This is a genomic window from Streptomyces sp. NPDC043726 (assembly GCF_056436565.1).
Window position 1 is genome coordinate 508,097 of sequence record NZ_JBWKCI010000001.1, and the last position, 18,625, is coordinate 526,721.

Here is an 18,625-nt window from a genome sequence, read left to right on the forward strand (position 1 = left end):
CGTTCCACATCCCTGGGATGTGTGGGGCACGCCACGTCCGCCGCGCCGGGTGGGGTGGATGTCGGTCAGTGCGCCGCTTGAGACGAAGAAACCCCGGACGGCGGTTGCCGGCCGGGGTCACGATTTCCCCAAGCCGCGCTAGCCGACCGTCTCCTCGTCGTCGTCCTCGTCGACATCATCCTCGTCGAGGTCCCAGTCGGGCGAATCGGGGTCGTAGTCGATCTGCTCGCTGGACCAGGAGGCCTGCGCGAGGTCGACCCCGGGCACCTCACTGACCAGGTCGAACGGGTCCACGAGATAGGCGAGCGCCTCTGCGGTGTCTTCCGTCACAGCGCTCTCGGCGTGCGCCCGCTCGTCGGCGGGCATCTCGGTGTCGTCGGCGATGCGGCGCAGGGCCGCCTTGGTCACGGCGTCCGCGTCGTCCACTTCCAGGACGAGCTCCACCCGAAGCCGGACAAAAGGTGATGTCTCTTCAGTGCTCATGGTCGGAGAGTACGGCCCGGGACGGGCTTGAGGCTCCCACGACTTTCCCGCGACCCGGCCCTTTCATTAGCATCGCCCCACACGGCCAATTCGCCAGCGTCACAAGGGGATCGATATTCCGTGTCATCCGCTCGCCGTCCGTTGCTGACCGCCACCGCCGCGGGAACCCTGCTGGGCGCCCTGTGGTTCGTCCCGTCCGCCAACGCGACCGGTGACGAGCCGGCCAGACAGGCTCCCCCGGCCACACAGGTGACCCAGCAGGCACGGGTCGCCGCCACGGGCACCTCCGACGACTCCGGGGTCGAACTCGCCGACACCGGAAGCTTCGACACCACGCCGTACGTCGTCGGCGGAACCGTCTCGCTCGCCCTGGGTGCGGGCTTCGTGGTCTATTCGGTCCGACGGGAACGTCACGGTTTCTGAACTGACTTGACGATTCTTTAAACAAACCTTCATAGTCCGCCCATGAAGAGATCATCGAGGGCGCGCATAGGCGCCACGGTCGCCCTGAGCGCGGTGACGCTCGCCCTCATCACGGGTTGTTCGAGCGAGGAGTCCGACGGCTCCAAGTCCACGGACGCGGGGAACTCCTCCGCATCCCCCACCCAGGCCGCGAAGGCGCTGAGTGCGGCGGAGCTGAAGAAGCTGCTGCTCACGCAGGGGGATCTGGACGCGAAGAAGTTCAAGATCGAGGACACGAGCGATCTGCCGAAGTCCAAGTCCGAGGCCGAGGTGAGCAAGGCCGAGTGCGAGCCGCTGCTCTGGTCCATGGTCGCCCTGCCGCCGGGAGACACCGACGCGCAGGCGTCCACCGGCGTCTCCTCGGTGCCGGCGGGCGCCGACACGGCTGATCCCGAGAACCTCGAAGCCGCCTTCGACGTCAACGCGACGTTCGTGGGGCTGTCCTCCTACGAGGGCGACGGCGCCGAGAAGGCCCTGAAGGCCGTCTCCGAGGGTGTCTCGGCCTGCGCCGGCGGCTACAGCTTCACCGGTGACGGCGAGACCACGAAGGTCAACAAGGTCTCCGCGGCCGAGGGTTCCGGCAAGGGCGACGAGTCCGTGGCGTACACCCAGGAAGTGGCCATGGAGGGCGCGAGCGCGGCCGGCTTCACCATCGAGGTCGTGCGCAAGGGCAACACCGTCGCCACCTTCTACACGATGAACCTCGCCGCGCTGGCCGGGGAGTCGACGAAGCCCACCGCGACCTCGGCGGAGCTGATCACCGCCCAGGTCGACAAGATCAAGTAAGTACCGCGGAGCCCCGCCGTCACGTCCGGACGGCGGGGCTCCGTACTGTCCGCTACTGCAGCGGCCCCGTGACGCTCTCCACGGCCGCGACGAGCCGGCCGTCCCGCACGAAGGCGTCCGCCGCCGCGAGGTCGGGGGCGAGGAAGCGGTCGGGGCCGGGACCCCGCACACCCGCCTTGCGTACGGCCTCGATGACGGCCCGGGACGCCGGCGCGGGCGTCAGCCCCTCGCGCAGCTCGATGCCGCGGGTGGCGGCGTAGAGCTCGACGGCGATGACCCGGGTGAGGTTGTCGACGGCGGTACGGAGCTTGCGCGCGGCCGACCAGCCCATCGACACGTGGTCCTCCTGCATGGCGGAGGACGGGATGGAGTCGGCCGAGGCGGGTACGGCCAGCCGCTTCAGCTCGCTGACCAGGGCGGCCTGCGTGTACTGGGCGATCATGAGCCCCGAGTCGACACCGGCGTCGTCCGCGAGGAACGGCGGCAGGCCGTGGCTGCGGTTCTTGTCGAGCAGCCGGTCCGTGCGCCGCTCGGCGATGGAGGCGAGGTCGGCGGCGGCGATGGCGAGGAAGTCCAGGACGTAGGCGACGGGGGCGCCGTGGAAGTTGCCGTTGGACTCCACGCGCCCGTCCGGCAGGACCACGGGGTTGTCCACGGCCGAGGCCAGCTCCCGCTCGGCGACGAGCCGGGCGTGCGCCATGGTGTCCCGGCCCGCCCCGGCGACCTGCGGAGCACACCGCACGGAGTAGGCGTCCTGGACCCGCGGGGCGTCGTCCTGGTGGTGCCCGGTGAGCTGCGAGTCCTTCAGTACGGCGAGCATGTTGGCGGCGGAGGCGCCCTGCCCCGGGTGGGCGCGGATGGCGTGCAGCTCGGGCGCGAGCACCTTGTCGGTGCCGAGCAGCGCCTCCAGGGAGAGCGCGGCGGTGATGTCGGCGGACTTGTACAGGGTGTCCAGATCGGCGAGGGCCATGATCAGCATGCCGAGCATGCCGTCGGTGCCGTTGAGGAGGGCGAGGCCCTCCTTCTCGCGCAGCTCGACGGGGGCGATGCCGTGCTCGGCGAGCAGTTCCCCGGCGGACCGCACGGTCCCGTCCGGGCCCTCGGCCTCGCCCTCGCCCATGAGCGCGAGGGCGCAGTGGGAGAGCGGGGCGAGGTCGCCGGAGCAGCCGAGGGAGCCGTACTCGTGGACGACCGGGGTGATACCGGCGTTCAGGAGGTCCGCCATGGTCTGCGCGACCTCGGGGCGGACGCCGGTGTGCCCCGAGCAGACGGTCTTGAGCCGCAGGAACATCAGCGCGCGCACGACCTCGCGCTCCACGCGGGGGCCCATTCCAGCGGCATGCGAGCGGACGATGTTCCGCTGGAGCCGGCCGCGCAGCTCCTGGCTGATGTGCCGGGTCGCGAGGGCCCCGAAGCCGGTGGAGACGCCGTAGACGGGCTCGGGCTTGGCCGCCAGCGCGTCCACGATCTCGCGGGCCGCGGCGAGGGCGCTCACGGCCTCCTGGCTCAGCTCGACCCGGGCGCCGTCGCGCGCCACGGCGAGAACGTCGGACGCGGTGACTCCGGACGTCCCCACCACCACAGTGTGCATATCCATATTCAGGAGCGTACGCACTGAATTCCAAGATGTCACCAGTGGGAGCGGGGTTCGCCCCTTACCTTCGTCCGCGGAACCGGCGGCGCTCCGCGGTCTGCGGTTCGGTGGAGGGAGCGTCGGCCAGTTGCACGACGGGGTCGTCGGGACCCTCCCGGCCCGCGACCACCGGTTTCGTCGCGCGCATGGCCTTGGCCCGGTACTGGGCGGCGTCGGCGAGCCGGAAGAGGCGGCGGGCGGAGCGGACCGGGCCGATGGGGTCGGCGGTGGAGGCGACCCCGCAGGCGACCCCCTCGCCCAGTTCCAACTCGGCCGCCCTGCGGCACAGTTCGTCGGCGGCGCGGACGACGTCGCCGGCGGGCGGGCCGACGGCGAGCAGACAGAACTCGTCGCCGCCGAGCCGGGCCGCGAGCGCGCCGGGGAGCATGGCGCCGCACAGGGAGAGCACCGAGCCGAAGCGTTCCAGCAGGCGGTCGCCCACGGCGTGCCCGCGGGTGTCGTTGACGCGCTTGAGTCCGTTCAGGTCGCAGACGACGAGGCTGACGACGACGCCGTCCCTGCGGTGCCGTTCGACGGCCTCGTCGAGCCGCCCGTCCACGGCACGGCGGTTGGCCAGACCGGTGAGCGCGTCGGTGTACGCCAGCCGCCGGGCCTCCTCCAGCCGCTCCGCCTGGGCGATACCGGCGGCGACGACGGAGGCGAGGACGGTGGCGAAGTCGGCGTCGGCGCGCTCGAAGAGCGGGGCGCCGACGGGGCGGGCCACGTACAACTCCCCCCACGCCCGGCCGTGCAGCACGATAGGGGCGACGACACAGCACCCGCGGCCACGGCGGCGCAGCGCGGCGACGCGCTGGTGGACGTAGCCGGGGGGCCCTCCGGCCGCCGGACCCTCCGCGGTCTCGACCCAGGCGTTGGGCTCGCCGCCGCCGGCCCAGCGCTCGTGCAGGAACTCGGTGATCTCGGGGAACTGGTGCACGGGATAGGCCTCGTCATCGGGGAACTCGGCCTCGCCGTCGGCCCGGTCGCCCACATTGGCGAGGACCCGCAACCGCCCCAGCTCACGCTCCCACACGGACAGCGCGGCGAAGCTCCCCCCGAGCGCCCGGCAGGCCCCACTCGCGGCGGCCCGCCAGGCCTCCCGCGAAGAATGCGCCGCCGCCATCCCCTGCGCCAACCCCACAACGGCCGCCAGTCGAACGTCCTCACCCATCACACCAGGCTAGGGAGGTTCCCGACAAACAGGGACATTGATACGGCGAACAGGTGTCACGGAACCGACGCCGCCGCCCCATACGAGCGGCGGCGCCGTCCATGACCTGCCGAACCGTCACTCACCCGGCCACTGCGGCTTGCGCTTCTCGTTGAAGGCCGCGACCCCCTCCGCGCGGTCCCCCGAGAACGCCACCGACCTCCAGGCCGCGTCCTCGACCTCCAGGCCCGCCCGCAGATCCAGGCCATGACCGAGACGCAGGGCCCGCTTCGCCGCCCGCAGCCCCACCGGCGAGTTGCCCGCGATCGTCGCGGCCAGGGACAGCGCGGCCTCACGGTCGCGCCCCGGCTCCACCAGTTCGTCCACGAGCCCCAGCGCCTTCGCCTCCGCCGCCTCCACCCGCCGCGCCGAGAAGATCAGCTCCGCCGCCCGCGCCGCCCCGACCCGCCGCGGCAGCAGCTGCGTACCGCCGCCCCCGGGAATCACGCCCACCGACACCTCGGGCAGCCCCACGACAGCCGTCCCGTCGGCCACGATCAGGTCGCACGACAGCGCCAGCTCGAACCCGCCCCCGAGCGCGAACCCGTGCACCGCGGCGATCGTCGGCACCGGAAGCTCCAGCACCCCCGTGTACGCCCCCCGCGCCACCGGCCGCTGCCGCACCAGATCCGCGTCACTGAAGGAGTTCCGCTCCTTCAGATCCGCCCCCACACAGAACGCCCGCTCGTGCGTGGAGGTCAGCACCACCACCCGGACCGAGCTGTCCGACCCCAGCGCCGCACAGGCCGCCCCCACCGACCGCGCCATCTCCGTCGACACCGCGTTCATGGCCTTGGGCCGGTCCAGGGCGAGTTCCGCGACATGCCCGCCGTCCCCGTGCCGCCGTACCAGCACGAACTCCCCGTACCGCTCCTCGCTCATGACACCCTCCGGTTAACGCGGGTTAACAACAACCGTCCCGATCATCGCAGCCCGTCCCCCCAGGGGGAAGCCACCCCGTTCGGGTGATATCCCCCGTAACCGCACTCCCCCCGCCCGCCGGAGCGCATAGCGTGCGTCCGCCACGGCGCAACGGGGGCGCGCGCAGCGGGAAGGAATCGTCATGGCGGTTACGGAATCAGCGAAGGCGGTGACCGGGCAGGGCGCGGAGGACTTCACGGCCGCGGTCACACCGCCCCGGCTCTTCGGGCCCCGCGGACGGCACCGCCGCCCCCGTCCCCGCAAGGTCCTGCTCGCCGCGGGCGGCCTCGCCCTGGCCGCCGGCGCCCTGAGCCTCGTACGGCTGACTCCGGAGTCCGGGCTCGGCGGCCTCGGCCCACCGGAGGCGGAACCGTGGGCGGACGGGGACACAGGCACCGGCCCGTCGGGCACGGACCGCGCCACGAACGCCGCCGCGACGGTGGGCTCTCTGCCCCGGGTCAGCCCGTCCGCGACCTCCGCCATGGGCGGCCTGACCGCCACCCCCACGGCACCCGCCACCCTCGTACCGACGCCCTCCGCCACGACGGCCGCACCGCCCCCGGACCCGGGGACGACGACGATCCCGCAGGCCCCGGACACCCCCGCGCCCCAGCCACCGCGGACGACGAGTCCCCGTACTCCTCAGCCACCCGCGGCCGCGCCGACGCCCGCCCCCAGCAGGCCCGCGGAGCCCCCGAGCCCCCAGCCGTCGCCCAGCCCGTCGGACCGTCCCGGGGTCTGTGTGCCGATCATCGGGCTGTGCGTGGACCCGCTCACCGCGCGCCACGACTGACCGCGAGGGCTACGCCGGCGGTCCGTCACGCCGGGTGAGCAGCCAGGGCTCGACGACACCGAGTCCACGCACGGGCCGCTGCCACATCGGCTGCAGCGCGAAGCGGTACGTCGGGGGCTCCTCGCCCTCCTTCTCGGCGGTCGCCGCGGCCTCCGCCGCCTCCGCCTCGGAGGCCGGCGCCTCACCGGTACGGATCAGCTCCTCGGCGAAGGCGCTGTCCACGAGGACGGCGTCCCGTGGCGCTATCGACGTCAGCCGGGAGGCCAGGTTCACGGTCGTGCCGAAGACATCGCCCATCCGGGTGGTCACCGTGCCGAACGCGATGCCGACCCGCAGTTCGGGCATGGTCTCGTCGTTCGCCATCGTCTCGATGAGCCGCAGCGCGATCTCGGCGGCGACGCCCGCGTCGTCGGCGGAGTAGAGCACCTCGTCACCGAGCGTCTTGATGAGCCGCCCGCCGCGCGCCGCCACCAGGTCGGCGGCGGTGGTCTCGAAGGCCTCGACGAGTTCGCCGAGCTCCTCCTCCTCCATACGGCGGGTCAGCCGCGTGAACCCGACGAGGTCGGCGAAGCCGACGGCGAGGCGGCGGTCCACCATCTCCTCGTCGTCGGCGGCCTGGACGACACGGCCGGTCGCGGCGGCGAGCTGGCGGCGCCAGACGTAGACGAGGAACTCCTCCAGTTCGGGCAGGAGCAGCTCGACCAGCGGGTACGTGACCTCGGTGCGCGTCATGCCCGGCTCGGGCGGCTCGGTCAGGCCCTCCAGGAAGGAGTCGATCTGCCACTCGGCGAGACGGGCGGTGGTCTGGCCGGTGGATCTGGCCACCTGCACGGCCATGGCCTCGCTCAGCAGCCCCGCCTCGACGAGACCGGCCAGGCGCCGGAGCGCCAGTACGTCGGCCTCGGTCAGCGCCTTGGCCTGCCCGATGTCGGCGAAGCCCATGGCCCGCCAGAAACGGGAGGCCAGCTCCATGGAGACACCGGCGCTGCGGGCGGCCTGAAAAGGGGTGTAGCGCCGCTCCGCGCCGAGGATGAGCTGTTCGAGACGCAGGGCGAGGGGGTCGTCGCCGGGGTCGGCGGCGTGGGGGTCCATGCCGGAGCCCGTGTCGTCGACGGTCACGCCTGCTGCCCTTCCGATCTGCCGCGGTCAGGTATCGACCGGCCCCAACTCTACGGCAGGTGTGCGCCAGCTCACTCCGTGAAGCACGGCTGACCCTTCCGCGACGGCACCGGTTGCTGTACGCGCCCTGGCGCGCTCACGCCGGACGCAGGTGCACGATGTCCCCCGCCCCCACCGGCTCCTGTACCCCGTCCTCCGTCGCGATCACCAGCCGTCCGTCGCCGTCCACGGCCACCGCCTCGCCCACGATCGCCCGGTCCCCCGGCAGCTCCGCCCGCACCACCCGCCCGAGCGTCGCGCACCCGGCCGCATAGGCCTCCAGGAGCCCGCTCGCGCCCGGGTCGCCCCCGGCCGAGCGCCACCGCCCGTACCAGTCCTCCAGGGACCGCAGCACCGCCCGCAGCAGCGGATCCCGGTCCGTGCTCACCGCCCCGGCCAGCGCCAGCGAACCCGCCTGGGGCACCGGCAGCTCGTCCTCCTTCAGGGTGACGTTGATGCCGACGCCCACCACCACCCCGTCGTCCCCGGCCCGCTCCGCCAGGATCCCCCCGGCCTTGCGCTCCTCGTCGCCGACGGTCACCAGCACGTCGTTCGGCCATTTGAGTGCCGTGTCGACCCCCGCGGAACGCGAGAGCCCCGCCGCGACCGCCACTCCCGTGAGCAGTGGTAGCCAGCCCCACCGGGCCACCGGGATCTCGGCGGGCTTCAGCAGGACCGAGAAGAACAGGCCCGAGCGCGGCGGCGCCGTCCACTGGCGGTCCAGGCGTCCCCGCCCGGCCGTCTGCTCCTCCGCGACGAGGACCGCGCCCTCCTCCGCGTCGCCCGCCACGGCCAGCGCCACGAGGTCGGCGTTGGTGGAGCCGGTGCGCTGCACCACCTCGACATCGCAGTAGAGGCCCTCGTGCCCGCCGTCCCGGACCAGGGCCCGGCGCAGCGCGGCTCCGTTGAGCGGCGGGCGGTCGAGGTCGGACCAGCGGCTGTCGTCTGATGCATCTCGCGGCGTCATGCAAGCCACCCTAGGTGTGGTAAACGCCGCACTGCCGATTGGTAGGCGCGCCACTACTCTACGGATGAGTAACCGTCCCCCCTTTTGAGCAGGCAGGGAGCCGCGATCCCGATGTCCGAGCCGGAAGAGCAGATCGACATCCACACCACCGCGGGCAAGCTCGCGGATCTTCAGCGCCGCATCGAGGAAGCGACGCACGCCGGCTCCGCACGTGCGGTGGAGAAGCAGCATGCCAAGGGCAAGCTGACGGCCCGTGAGCGCATCGAACTCCTCCTGGACGAGGGTTCCTTCGTCGAGCTGGACGAGTTCGCCCGGCACCGTTCCACCAACTTCGGCCTGGAGAACAACCGCCCCTACGGCGACGGTGTCGTCACCGGGTACGGGACGGTCGACGGCCGTCCGGTGGCGGTGTTCTCGCAGGACTTCACGGTCTTCGGCGGGGCGCTGGGCGAGGTCTACGGGCAGAAGATCGTCAAGGTGATGGACTTCGCGCTGAAGACCGGGTGCCCGGTGATCGGCATCAACGACTCCGGTGGTGCGCGGATCCAGGAGGGTGTGGCCTCGCTGGGCGCCTACGGGGAGATCTTCCGCCGTAACACGCACGCGTCGGGGGTGATCCCGCAGATCAGCCTGGTTGTCGGGCCGTGTGCGGGCGGGGCGGTGTACTCGCCGGCGATCACCGACTTCACGGTGATGGTGGACCAGACCTCGCACATGTTCATCACCGGTCCGGACGTCATCAAGACGGTCACCGGTGAGGACGTGGGTTTTGAGGAGCTGGGGGGTGCGCGCACCCACAACTCGGCGTCGGGTGTGGCGCATCACATGGCGGGGGATGAGAAGGACGCGATCGAGTACGTCAAGCAGCTGCTGTCGTACCTGCCGTCCAACAATCTCTCCGAGCCGCCGGTGTTCGCGGAGGAGGCGGACCTCGAACTCACCGACGAGGACCGCGAGCTGGATGTGATGGTGCCGGACAGCGCCAACCAGCCCTACGACATGCACGCGGTGATCGAGCATGTGCTGGATGATGCGGAGTTCTTCGAGACGCAGCCGTTGTTCGCGCCGAACATCCTCACCGGGTTCGGGCGGGTGGAGGGCCGTCCGGTGGGGATCGTCGCCAATCAGCCGATGCAGTTCGCGGGCTGTCTGGACATCGACGCGAGCGAGAAGGCGGCGCGGTTCGTGCGCACGTGTGACGCCTTCAATGTGCCGGTGCTGACGTTTGTGGACGTGCCCGGGTTCCTGCCGGGGGTGGACCAGGAGCACACCGGGATCATCCGGCGGGGTGCGAAGCTGATCTACGCGTATGCGGAGGCGACGGTCCCGCTGATCACGGTGATCACGCGGAAGGCGTTCGGCGGCGCGTATGACGTGATGGGGTCCAAGCACCTGGGTGCCGATCTGAACCTGGCCTGGCCGACCGCGCAGATCGCGGTGATGGGTGCGCAGGGTGCGGTGAACATCCTGCACCGGCGCACGATCGCGGAGGCGGACGATGTGGAGGCGACGCGGGCGCGGCTGATCCAGGAGTACGAGGACACGCTCCTGAATCCCTATGTCGCGGCCGAGCGTGGGTACGTGGACTCGGTGATCATGCCGTCCGAGACGCGCCGGCACATCGTGCGGGGGCTGCGTCAGCTGCGTACGAAGCGCGAGTCCCTGCCGCCGAAGAAGCACGGCAACATCCCGCTGTAGAAGCACGGCAACAACCCGCTGCGAAGGAGCCGCTGTGACGATCAAGGTTTTGCGGGGCAACCCGACACCGGAGGAGCTGGCCGCCGCCCTGGCGGTGGTCCGCGCCCGCGCCGCGGCGGCCACGACCGAGCCGCCCGGCGCACAGGGCCCGAGGGACGCCTGGTCCGACCCGGCGAGGATCGCAACCCGCCGTCTGCCCCAGCCGGGCGCGGCGACGTGGGTGCGTAGTTACTGGCCGAGCTAGAACCGGAACCCCGGCGCCAACTTGAGTACGCGTACTCAGGCGCCGGGGACCGGCCATTCCGCACCATCGAATGCATGCTGTGGTCCGACCCCGAAGACGAACCCCCCCAAGAACTGCGCGACATGCAGAACATGCTGCGCAGACTGGGCGTCTTCGTGGCCGTGGCCATGGTGCTCGCGATGCTCGTGACCGGACTACGCTGATCCCATGACCGATCAGCCGCGCCGCCGACTCGTCCTGGCCTCCCAGTCCCCCGCCCGCCTGAACCTGTTGCGTCAGGCCGGACTGGACCCCGAGGTCATCGTGAGCGGCGTCGACGAGGACGCCGTCACCGCGCCGACCCCCGCCGAGCTGGCGCTCGCCCTGGCCGAGGCGAAGGCCTCCGTCGTGGCGGCGAACCCGGAGGTCATGGGCGCGCTGGTGATCGGCTGCGACTCGGTCCTGGACCTCGACGGCCAGGCGCTCGGCAAGCCCGCCGACGCCGAGGAGGCCACGGCCCGCTGGAAGTCGATGCGCGGCCGTGCCGGCACCCTCCAGACGGGCCACTGCGTCTGGGACACGGCCGGCGGCCGGTACGCCTCCGCCACCGCCTCCACGGTCGTCCGCTTCGGCGAACCGACCGACGAGGAGATCGCCGCGTACGTCGCCTCCGGCGAACCCCTCTACGTCGCGGGCGCGTTCACCCTCGACGGCCGTTCGGCCCCCTTCATCGACGGCATCGACGGCGACCACGGCAACGTCATCGGCATCAGTCTGCCGCTGGTCCGCCGGCTGCTGGCCCAACTGGGCGTCGGGATCACGGAGTTGTGGGCGCCGGCGGACCGGTGACCGGCGTCGGCCCCTCTCCCTCGGGCGCGGGCACCGCGTCGGAGGGCTCCTCGGTGCTGTCGTAGGTCATCAGCAGCAGCACGATCAGGCCCAGCATCACCACCATGAACAGGAACTCCGCCACGCCCAGCAGCCCCCAGGCGAAGGCGCCCAGCAGGCCGTGGACCACCGCCGCGCTGATCAGCAGGACGCGGCCGAGGCCCGCCGCCGGGCGGTCCCGCAGGGCCATCAGGAGCGCCACGACCCCGCACAGGGCGAAGTAGGCGCCGAAGAGCAGGCCGCCGATCTTCGAGGACAGCGACATCACGTCGGGGTCCAGGCCTGCCAGGGACATGTCCTGACGGTCGACCACGACTCCCATGAACCACTGGACCGCCGCGATGCCGAGCGCCTCGGCGAAGAGCACGACCGCCACCACCCACGCCACCGGTCTGCGCACCACCGGCCCCCACCCACTTCCCACACTTCCGAGCGCTCTAGCGCCGTCCTAGCAGGACTGCGGTTACTCCAAGTACGTTCAAGACATCGCGAACGCTACTAACGGGTAAACCTCGGGACAAGGGTTCTGGGAGGGGCAAAGAATCGTTGGGCCATTCGTAGGGACTCCACAAAGAATCGGAGTGGGCCGCAGCACGCCTTTACAGAGACCTTGACCACACCCGAGGGCTAGGGTTGCCCCGAGGAGTCCGGCGTACCGCGGTGCGACAAGGGATTTCGCGGGTCGAGCGAGCCTCGAATCACGCTCCGTGTGGGCAAGCTCACCATTGGGGACGGGTCGAAGTGCCGTGTCGGCAGTCCCTAAACTCGGCTTGTTTCAAGGAGGGAGCCTCAATCGTGCGCAAGGTGCTCATCGCCAACCGTGGCGAAATCGCTGTCCGCGTGGCCCGGGCGTGCCGGGACGCCGGTATCGCGAGCGTGGCCGTATACGCCGACCCGGACCGGGACGCTCTGCATGTCCGCGCCGCGGATGAGGCGTTCGCCCTGGGCGGTGACACTCCGGCCACCAGCTATCTGGACATCGACAAGGTCCTGAAGGCGGCGCGTGAGTCCGGCGCCGACGCCATCCACCCGGGCTACGGCTTTCTGTCGGAGAACGCCGAGTTCGCTCAGGCGGTCCTGGACGCGGACCTGATCTGGATCGGTCCGCCGCCGCAGGCCATCCGGGACCTCGGTGACAAGGTCGCCGCCCGGCACATCGCCCAGCGCGCGGGCGCCCCGCTCGTCGCGGGCACCCCGGACCCGGTCTCCGGCGCGGCGGAGGTCGTCGCCTTCGCCGAGGAGCACGGCCTGCCGATCGCGATCAAGGCCGCCTTCGGTGGCGGCGGCCGCGGTCTGAAGGTGGCCCGGACCCTCGAAGAGGTGCCCGAGCTGTATGACTCGGCGGTGCGTGAGGCGGTCGCCGCGTTCGGGCGCGGGGAGTGCTTCGTGGAGCGCTACCTGGACAAGCCCCGGCACGTGGAGACCCAGTGCCTGGCCGATCAGCACGGCAACGTGGTCGTCGTGTCCACCCGTGACTGCTCGCTGCAGCGCCGCCACCAGAAGCTCGTCGAGGAGGCCCCCGCCCCCTTCCTCTCGGACGCCCAGATGGAGGAGCTGTACTCCTCCTCCAAGGCGATCCTGAAGGAGGCCGGTTACGTCGGTGCCGGCACCGTGGAGTTCCTCGTCGGCATGGACGGCACGATCTCCTTCCTGGAGGTCAACACCCGGCTGCAGGTCGAGCACCCGGTCACCGAGGAGGTCGCCGGCATCGACCTGGTGCGGGAGATGTTCCGGATCGCCGACGGCGAGGAACTCGGCTACGGCGACCCGGCCCTGCGCGGCCACTCCTTCGAGTTCCGCATCAACGGCGAGGACCCGGGCCGCAACTTCCTGCCCGCCCCCGGCACCGTCACCACCTTCGACCCGCCCTCCGGCCCCGGTGTCCGCCTCGACGCGGGCGTGGAGTCCGGCAGCGTCATCGGCCCGGCCTGGGACTCCCTGCTGGCCAAGCTGATCGTCACCGGCCGCACCCGCAAGGAAGCCCTCGAGCGCGCCGCCCGCGCGCTGGAGGAGTTCCAGGTCGAGGGCATGGCCACCGCCATCCCCTTCCACCGCGCGGTGGTCAAGGACCCGGCGTTCGCCCCGGAACTGACCGGCAGCCAGGACCCCTTCTCGGTGCACACCCGGTGGATCGAGACCGAGTTCGTCAACGAGATCAAGCCCTTCGCCGCCCCCGCCGACACCGACACGGACGAGGAAGCGGGCCGGGAGACGGTCGTCGTCGAGGTCGGCGGCAAGCGCCTGGAGGTCTCCCTGCCCTCCTCGCTGGGCATGTCGCTGGCCCGGACCGGACTCGCGGCGGGCGCCAAGCCCAAGCGCCGCGCGGCCAAGAAGTCCGGCCCCGTCGCCTCCGGCGACACCCTCGCCTCCCCGATGCAGGGCACCATCGTCAAGGTCGCCGTCGAGGAAGGCCAGGAAGTCAAGGAAGGCGACCTCGTCGTCGTCCTGGAGGCCATGAAGATGGAACAGCCCCTCAACGCCCACCGCTCCGGCACCATCAAGGGCCTGTCCGCCGAGGTCGGCGCCTCCATCACCTCCGGCGCCGCGATCTGCGAGATCAAGGACTGACGCGGTCGTACGACACCCGAGGCGCCCGGCGGACTGGAGCAGACAGTCCGCCGGGCGCCTCGTTTTCCCCGTCCCCCGTGACGGCGGCTCCTGGGTGGCGCGCGTCCAGCCCGGGCCGTGCCGGACGACGACGAGTCCGGCGAGGGCGAAGGCGACGCCCATCATCACGAACGACAGGACGGTCAGCGGCATGATGCCGCCCGCGTAGCCGACCACGTTGGATGATGTCGGTCAGCGGGTGGTCGAGCGGATGGTCGTAGATGACCATCGAATCCTCGTGAAACGACTCCCGGGGCAGCGACAAGGCCCAGGCCCCGCCCCCGTCCAGCGTCAGCCGACAGCACTGGGCCGCGTCCGCACGCACCAGCCCCAACAGCTCGGGCAGCACCCGGGCCTGCAACTCCGCGACGGAGTCCACCTCTTCGAGCTCTTGTACGACGGTCAGCACGCGCCGGGTGTCCGCGCCACTGATCTCCATGTGCACTCCCTCGGCGCTGCTCCCGCCCGAGACGTCGTGCACAAGACGTCAGGGCCCGCGCACCGTCGGGGAAGTCCGCTCGCGCGTCCGCGATGGCATCCTGAGGGAAGGCCTTGGCGCGGAGGAGAGCAGGTGGGAGCCATGGTGGGCGCGAGCTCACAGGGGACGGCGGAGAGCGGGGGCGCGGCGGCACCGGGGGTCGCCCCGCGCGCCATGCGCGCCGATGCCCGGCGCAACTACGAGCGCCTCCTCTTCGAGGCCCGCACCGCCTTCGCCGAGCACGGCACGGACGCGTCCCTGGAGGACGTGGCCCGGCGCGCGGGTGTGGGCATCGGCACCCTCTACCGCCACTTCCCCAACCGGCACGCCCTGCTGAGCGCGGTCTTCGAGGACGCGGTGAGCGATCTGCTGTCCCGGGCCCGGGAACTGAGCCGGGCCCCGGAGCCGTGCGCGGCCCTGGTGACCTGGCTGAGGGAGATGGTCCAGCACGCCGGCGAGTACCGCGGCATCTCCCGGGCCCTGATGTCGGTCACCACGAACGACACCTCGGCCCTCTCCCGCTGCAGCGACCCCATCAGGGAAGCGGGCGGCGAGCTATTGGGCCGAGCCCAGCGAGAGGGCAGGATCCGAGCGGACGTCGCCATCGGCGACCTGCTCCAGCTGACCCACGCGATCGCACTGGCGGCGGAGGAGACACCGGGGGATCCGGAGGTGGCAGACAGGTTGCTGATGCTGACGCTAAGGGGCCTGAAACCCACCTAGGGACGCGGGGCTTGTCGACTTGCGGCTCCGCCGCGTGGGCGCGACCAGCCACAGACAACGGGCACCCGCGCACGAATCCGAACCCCGACGGCGAATAGGTAATTAACGCCGTCGCAGATCCGCGACTCGCGACCGCTCCGTCCCCTGCACCGGCTCCCCCATCACGGCGGACCGAAGCCCGGTCGGAGCCGCCCGCCTAGGGCCCGGCACGGATCGTGTGCGCCGCGCCGGGACTTCGTCACCCCCCGGGTTTCCGTTCGCCCCGGCCACGGCGATCTGCACCCCCTGATCGGCCAGGGCCTGCAGCTCGGTCTGGGCGCGGTCGTCATGAGCCGGCGGCTCATCGGTCACCAACCGCGTGATCACGTCGGTGGGCACGGTCTGGAACATCGTGTCCGTACCGAGCTTGGTGTGATCGGCGAGGACGACGACCTCCGCGGCCGCCTGCACCAGCGCGCGATCCACCGACGCCGAGAGCATGTTGGAGGTGGAGAGCCCGCGTTCGGCGGTGAGGCCGCTCCCGGAGAGGAAGGCCCGGGAGACCCGCAGCCCCTGGAGGGACTGCTCGGCTCCGGAGCCGACGAGGGCGTAGTTGGAACCGCGCAGGGTGCCGCCGGTCATCACGACCTCCACCCGGTTCGCGTGGGCCAGCGCCTGGGCCACCAGCAGGGAGTTGGTGACGACGGTCAGCCCGGGCACCCGGGCCAGCCGGCGGGCCAGCTCCTGCGTGGTCGTACCGGCCCCGACCACGATGGCCTCGCCCTCTTCGACGAAGTTCGCGGCGAGATCGGCGATGGCCGTCTTCTCGGCGGTCGCGAGATGTGACTTCTGCGGAAAGCCGGACTCCCGCGTGAACCCGCCCGGCAATACCGCACCGCCATGCCGGCGGTCGAGGAGTCCTTCTGCCTCCAGCGCGCGCACGTCCCGCCGTACGGTCACTTCGGAGGTCTGGACGACGCGGGCGAGCTCACGGAGCGACACGGCCCCGTTCGCTCGCACCATTTCGAGGATCAATTGGCGACGTTCTGCAGCGAACACGAAACTGACAGTAACCCCAACGACCGTCTGCTTTCAGCAGTTTGCGCCGAATAGCAGAAGTTGTTCGCACAGCAGGACGGGTAGTGGTATAAGGCCTAGCCCCGGCGCCTATGCCGTACGCATGCTCGACAACTCCCCGTGACCAGCGGGGAGTCGGTTCAAGCCGTCAGAGTTCGCCGCCGCTCTTGCGGGTGTGCAGCTGCCGGGCCACCTCGGCGATCGACCCCGAAAGGGAGGGGTACACGGTGAACGCGTTCGCGATCTGTTCGACCGTCAGATTGTTGTCGACGGCGATCGAGATGGGGTGGATCAGTTCCGAGGCGCGGGGGGACACGACCACACCGCCGACCACGATGCCGGTGCCCGGGCGGCAGAAGATCTTGACGAAGCCGTCGCGGATGCCCTGCATCTTGGCGCGCGGGTTGCGCAGCAGCGGCAGCTTGACGACCCGGGCCTCGATCTTGCCGCCGTCGATGTCGGCCTGGGTGTAGCCGACGGTGGCGATCTCGGGGTCGGTGAAGACGTTGGAGGAGACGGTCTTCAGGTTCAGCGGGGCGACCGCGTCACCGAGGAAGTGGTACATGGCGATACGTCCCTGCATCGCCGCGACGGAGGCGAGCGCGAAGACGCCGGTGACGTCACCCGCCGCGTACACACCCGGGGCCGTGGTGCGCGAGACCTTGTCGGTCCAGATGTGCCCGGAGTCGCGCAGCCTCACGCCCGCCTCCTCCAGGCCGAGCCCGGCGCTGTTGGGGATGGCGCCGACGGCCATGAGGCAGTGCGAGCCGGTGATGACGCGGCCGTCGGCGAGGGTGACCTCGACCCGGTCGCCGACCCGCTTGGCGGCGGAGGCGCGGGAGCGGGCCATGACGTTCATGCCGCGGCGCCGGAAGACGTCCTCCAGGACGGCGGCGGCGTCCGGGTCCTCACCCGGCAGCACGCGGTCCCGCGACGACACGAGGGTGACCTTGGAGCCGAGGGCCTGGTAGGCGCCGGCGAACTCGGCACCCGTCACACCCGAGCCGACCACGATCAGCTCCTCGGGGAGCTCGTCGAGGTCGTAGACCTGGGTCCAGTTGAGGATGCGCTCGCCGTCGGGCTGGGCGTCGGGCAGTTCGCGGGGGTGACCGCCGGTGGCGATGAGCACGGCGTCGGCCACGAGGGTCTCCTCGGTGCCGTCGGCGGCGGTGACGACGACCTTGCGGGAGCCGTCGAGGGCCTGCATGCCGTCGAGCCGGCCGCGGCCGCGCATCACACGGGCGCCGGCGCGGGTGACGGCGGCGGTGATGTCGTGCGACTGGGCGAGCGCGAGCCGCTTCACGCGTCGGTTGACCTTGCCGAGGTCCACGCCGACGACCCGGGCGGGCGTGTCGATGTGGGGGGTGTCGTCGGCCACGATGATGCCGAGCTCCTCGTAGGAGGAGTCGAAGGTGGTCATCACCTCGGCCGTGGCGATCAGGGTCTTCGACGGCACGCAGTCGGTGAGCACCGACGCTCCGCCCAGACCGTCGCAGTCGACGACGGTCACCTCCGCGCCGAGCTGAGCGGCTACCAGCGCCGCTTCGTATCCGCCGGGTCCGCCACCGATGATCACGATCCGAGTCACGTACTCCATTGTCCCGCACGTATCGCGGTGCTACGGCCCAGGGCCCCGCCCGAGACCCCACTGTTACGGGAGGGACTGCCGTTGCGCCCTGCCGTACCCTCTCCCCATGTCGCTCTACGCCGCGTACGCCGGCAACCTCGACGCGCGGCTGATGACCCGCCGCGCCCCGCATTCGCCGCTGCGCGCCACCGGCTGGCTGAGCGGGTGGCGGCTGACCTTCGGGGGCGAGCAGATGGGCTGGGAGGGCGCGCTGGCGACGATCGTCGAGGACCCGGCGTCCCAGGTCTTCGTCGCCCTGTACGACATCGCCCCGATGGACGAGGACTCCCTGGACCGCTGGGAGGGCGTGGGCCTCGACGTCTACCGCCGGACCCGGGTCCGGGTCCTCACCCTGGACGGCGAGGAGGGCGCCTGGACCTACGTCCTCAACGGCTACGAGGGCGGCCTCCCCTCGGCCCGCTACCTGGGCGAGGTCGCCGACGCGGCGGAATCCGCGGGGGCACCCCACGACTACGTGATGGAGCTGCGGAAGCGGCCTTGCTGAGCGCGGGGCGGTTCATAAACTCGGCTCATGACCGGTTCGCGCACCTACCAGACCTACTTCACCGAGCAGGCCGCCGCCGCCCGTGACCGGCTCGACGACCAACAGCGTGCCGCGTTCGACAAGGGCATCTCGTTGCTGGCGCGTGACCCGTTTCCGGCCGTGTCCCGGCCCATAAGCGCCACGGGCGACGACAGGACCATCCGGCTGACCCATAACATCCTCGTCGAGTACACCGTGAGCATGGGCCGGCTACTGATCTTCATCGTCGAGGTCTTCAACGACAAGGACGTCCTCGTCCCCGAGGAATGACCGCGACCCGCCAAGCGTTCGTCGGAAACAACAAGACAACGATCCCCATCCCGTGGGCTCTGTCATCTACGCGCGTAGGCCTTGACCGGCTACCCTCG

At 71.2% G+C, this 18,625-nt stretch carries 21 protein-coding genes; 11 read left to right on the plus strand and 10 right to left on the minus strand.

Going from position 1 to position 18,625, the window contains the following annotated elements; all coding sequences use genetic code 11:
- Positions 1-138: 138 nt before the first annotated feature.
- The gene (locus AC068Z_RS02315; RefSeq protein ID WP_478551476.1) at positions 139-483 is read right to left on the minus strand and encodes a hypothetical protein; all 345 of its coding nucleotides are present in this window, start codon (positions 481-483) and stop codon (positions 139-141) included.
- A 120-nt stretch (positions 484-603) separates the two neighbouring features.
- Between AC068Z_RS02315 and AC068Z_RS02320 the strand changes: the two genes are divergently transcribed.
- Complete coding sequence (locus AC068Z_RS02320; RefSeq protein WP_478551478.1) at positions 604-906, plus strand: LPXTG cell wall anchor domain-containing protein; 303 nt, start codon at positions 604-606, stop codon at positions 904-906.
- 42 nt (positions 907-948) lie between these two features.
- Entirely contained in the window at positions 949-1,731 is a 783-nt protein-coding gene (locus AC068Z_RS02325; protein WP_478551479.1) for a hypothetical protein, read from the plus strand.
- A gap of 52 nt (positions 1,732-1,783) precedes the next feature.
- On the opposite strand, the gene hutH is transcribed toward AC068Z_RS02325, so the two are convergent.
- The 3 genes from hutH to AC068Z_RS02340 form a co-directional block, all read right to left on the minus strand.
- The gene (gene hutH / locus AC068Z_RS02330; protein ID WP_478552263.1) at positions 1,784-3,322 is read right to left on the minus strand and encodes a histidine ammonia-lyase; all 1,539 of its coding nucleotides are present in this window, start codon (positions 3,320-3,322) and stop codon (positions 1,784-1,786) included.
- A 64-nt stretch (positions 3,323-3,386) separates the two neighbouring features.
- On the minus strand, positions 3,387-4,535 hold the full coding sequence (locus AC068Z_RS02335; protein ID WP_478551481.1) for a GGDEF domain-containing protein: 1,149 nt from the start codon (positions 4,533-4,535) through the stop codon (positions 3,387-3,389).
- Positions 4,536-4,652: 117 nt separating this feature from the next.
- Positions 4,653-5,456 (minus strand): enoyl-CoA hydratase/isomerase family protein, encoded by an 804-nt coding sequence (locus tag AC068Z_RS02340; protein WP_478551482.1) that lies wholly within the window; start codon positions 5,454-5,456, stop codon positions 4,653-4,655.
- 181 nt (positions 5,457-5,637) lie between these two features.
- On the opposite strand from AC068Z_RS02340, the gene AC068Z_RS02345 reads away from it, so the two are divergent.
- Positions 5,638-6,288: a hypothetical protein gene (locus AC068Z_RS02345; RefSeq protein ID WP_478551484.1), complete on the plus strand. Its 651-nt coding sequence runs from the start codon at positions 5,638-5,640 to the stop codon at positions 6,286-6,288.
- A gap of 9 nt (positions 6,289-6,297) precedes the next feature.
- Here the strand turns inward: AC068Z_RS02345 and AC068Z_RS02350 are convergent, their stop codons facing one another.
- Positions 6,298-7,407: an adenylate/guanylate cyclase domain-containing protein gene (locus tag AC068Z_RS02350; protein ID WP_478551486.1), complete on the minus strand. Its 1,110-nt coding sequence runs from the start codon at positions 7,405-7,407 to the stop codon at positions 6,298-6,300.
- 136 nt (positions 7,408-7,543) lie between these two features.
- Positions 7,544-8,413, minus strand: a complete 870-nt coding sequence (locus tag AC068Z_RS02355) for a biotin--[acetyl-CoA-carboxylase] ligase (RefSeq protein WP_478551488.1) — start codon at positions 8,411-8,413, stop codon at positions 7,544-7,546.
- Positions 8,414-8,524: 111 nt separating this feature from the next.
- Between AC068Z_RS02355 and AC068Z_RS02360 the strand changes: the two genes are divergently transcribed.
- The 4 genes from AC068Z_RS02360 (at position 8,525) to AC068Z_RS02375 (ending at position 11,183) form a co-directional block, all read left to right on the plus strand.
- Positions 8,525-10,111 (plus strand): acyl-CoA carboxylase subunit beta, encoded by a 1,587-nt coding sequence (locus AC068Z_RS02360; protein WP_478551490.1) that lies wholly within the window; start codon positions 8,525-8,527, stop codon positions 10,109-10,111.
- A 34-nt stretch (positions 10,112-10,145) separates the two neighbouring features.
- Entirely contained in the window at positions 10,146-10,355 is a 210-nt protein-coding gene (locus tag AC068Z_RS02365; RefSeq protein ID WP_478551492.1) for an acyl-CoA carboxylase epsilon subunit, read from the plus strand.
- A 74-nt stretch (positions 10,356-10,429) separates the two neighbouring features.
- On the plus strand, positions 10,430-10,558 hold the full coding sequence (gene mmpB / locus AC068Z_RS02370; RefSeq protein ID WP_451720774.1) for a morphogenic membrane protein MmpB: 129 nt from the start codon (positions 10,430-10,432) through the stop codon (positions 10,556-10,558).
- A 4-nt stretch (positions 10,559-10,562) separates the two neighbouring features.
- On the plus strand, positions 10,563-11,183 hold the full coding sequence (locus AC068Z_RS02375; protein ID WP_478551495.1) for a Maf family protein: 621 nt from the start codon (positions 10,563-10,565) through the stop codon (positions 11,181-11,183).
- Here the strand turns inward: AC068Z_RS02375 and AC068Z_RS02380 are convergent.
- Positions 11,152-11,625 carry a hypothetical protein gene (locus tag AC068Z_RS02380; protein WP_478551497.1) on the minus strand — a complete coding sequence of 158 codons (474 nt, stop codon included), beginning with the start codon at positions 11,623-11,625 and terminating at the stop codon, positions 11,152-11,154. The genes AC068Z_RS02375 and AC068Z_RS02380 overlap by 32 nt on opposite strands.
- A 392-nt stretch (positions 11,626-12,017) precedes the next feature.
- Here AC068Z_RS02380 and AC068Z_RS02385 point away from each other — a divergent pair, with 392 nt between their 5' ends.
- Entirely contained in the window at positions 12,018-13,790 is a 1,773-nt protein-coding gene (locus AC068Z_RS02385) for an acetyl/propionyl/methylcrotonyl-CoA carboxylase subunit alpha (protein WP_478551498.1), read from the plus strand.
- Here AC068Z_RS02385 and AC068Z_RS02390 read toward each other — a convergent pair.
- Entirely contained in the window at positions 13,780-14,268 is a 489-nt protein-coding gene (locus AC068Z_RS02390; RefSeq protein ID WP_478551500.1) for a hypothetical protein, read from the minus strand. The genes AC068Z_RS02385 and AC068Z_RS02390 overlap by 11 nt on opposite strands.
- 213 nt (positions 14,269-14,481) lie before the next feature.
- On the opposite strand from AC068Z_RS02390, the gene AC068Z_RS02395 reads away from it, so the two are divergent.
- On the plus strand, positions 14,482-15,030 hold the full coding sequence (locus AC068Z_RS02395; RefSeq protein ID WP_478552264.1) for a TetR/AcrR family transcriptional regulator: 549 nt from the start codon (positions 14,482-14,484) through the stop codon (positions 15,028-15,030).
- 102 nt (positions 15,031-15,132) lie between these two features.
- Here the strand turns inward: AC068Z_RS02395 and AC068Z_RS02400 are convergent, their stop codons facing one another.
- Both AC068Z_RS02400 and AC068Z_RS02405 read right to left on the minus strand, forming a co-directional pair.
- Positions 15,133-16,068 (minus strand): DeoR/GlpR family DNA-binding transcription regulator, encoded by a 936-nt coding sequence (locus AC068Z_RS02400; RefSeq protein ID WP_478551502.1) that lies wholly within the window; start codon positions 16,066-16,068, stop codon positions 15,133-15,135.
- A 166-nt stretch (positions 16,069-16,234) separates the two neighbouring features.
- Entirely contained in the window at positions 16,235-17,683 is a 1,449-nt protein-coding gene (locus tag AC068Z_RS02405) for an NAD(P)H-quinone dehydrogenase (RefSeq protein WP_478551503.1), read from the minus strand.
- 97 nt (positions 17,684-17,780) lie between these two features.
- Between AC068Z_RS02405 and AC068Z_RS02410 the strand changes: the two genes are divergently transcribed.
- Entirely contained in the window at positions 17,781-18,218 is a 438-nt protein-coding gene (locus tag AC068Z_RS02410; RefSeq protein WP_478551505.1) for a gamma-glutamylcyclotransferase family protein, read from the plus strand.
- A gap of 27 nt (positions 18,219-18,245) precedes the next feature.
- The gene (locus tag AC068Z_RS02415) at positions 18,246-18,527 is read left to right on the plus strand and encodes a type II toxin-antitoxin system RelE family toxin (protein WP_478551507.1); all 282 of its coding nucleotides are present in this window, start codon (positions 18,246-18,248) and stop codon (positions 18,525-18,527) included.
- The last annotated feature ends 98 nt before the right edge of the window (positions 18,528-18,625 follow it).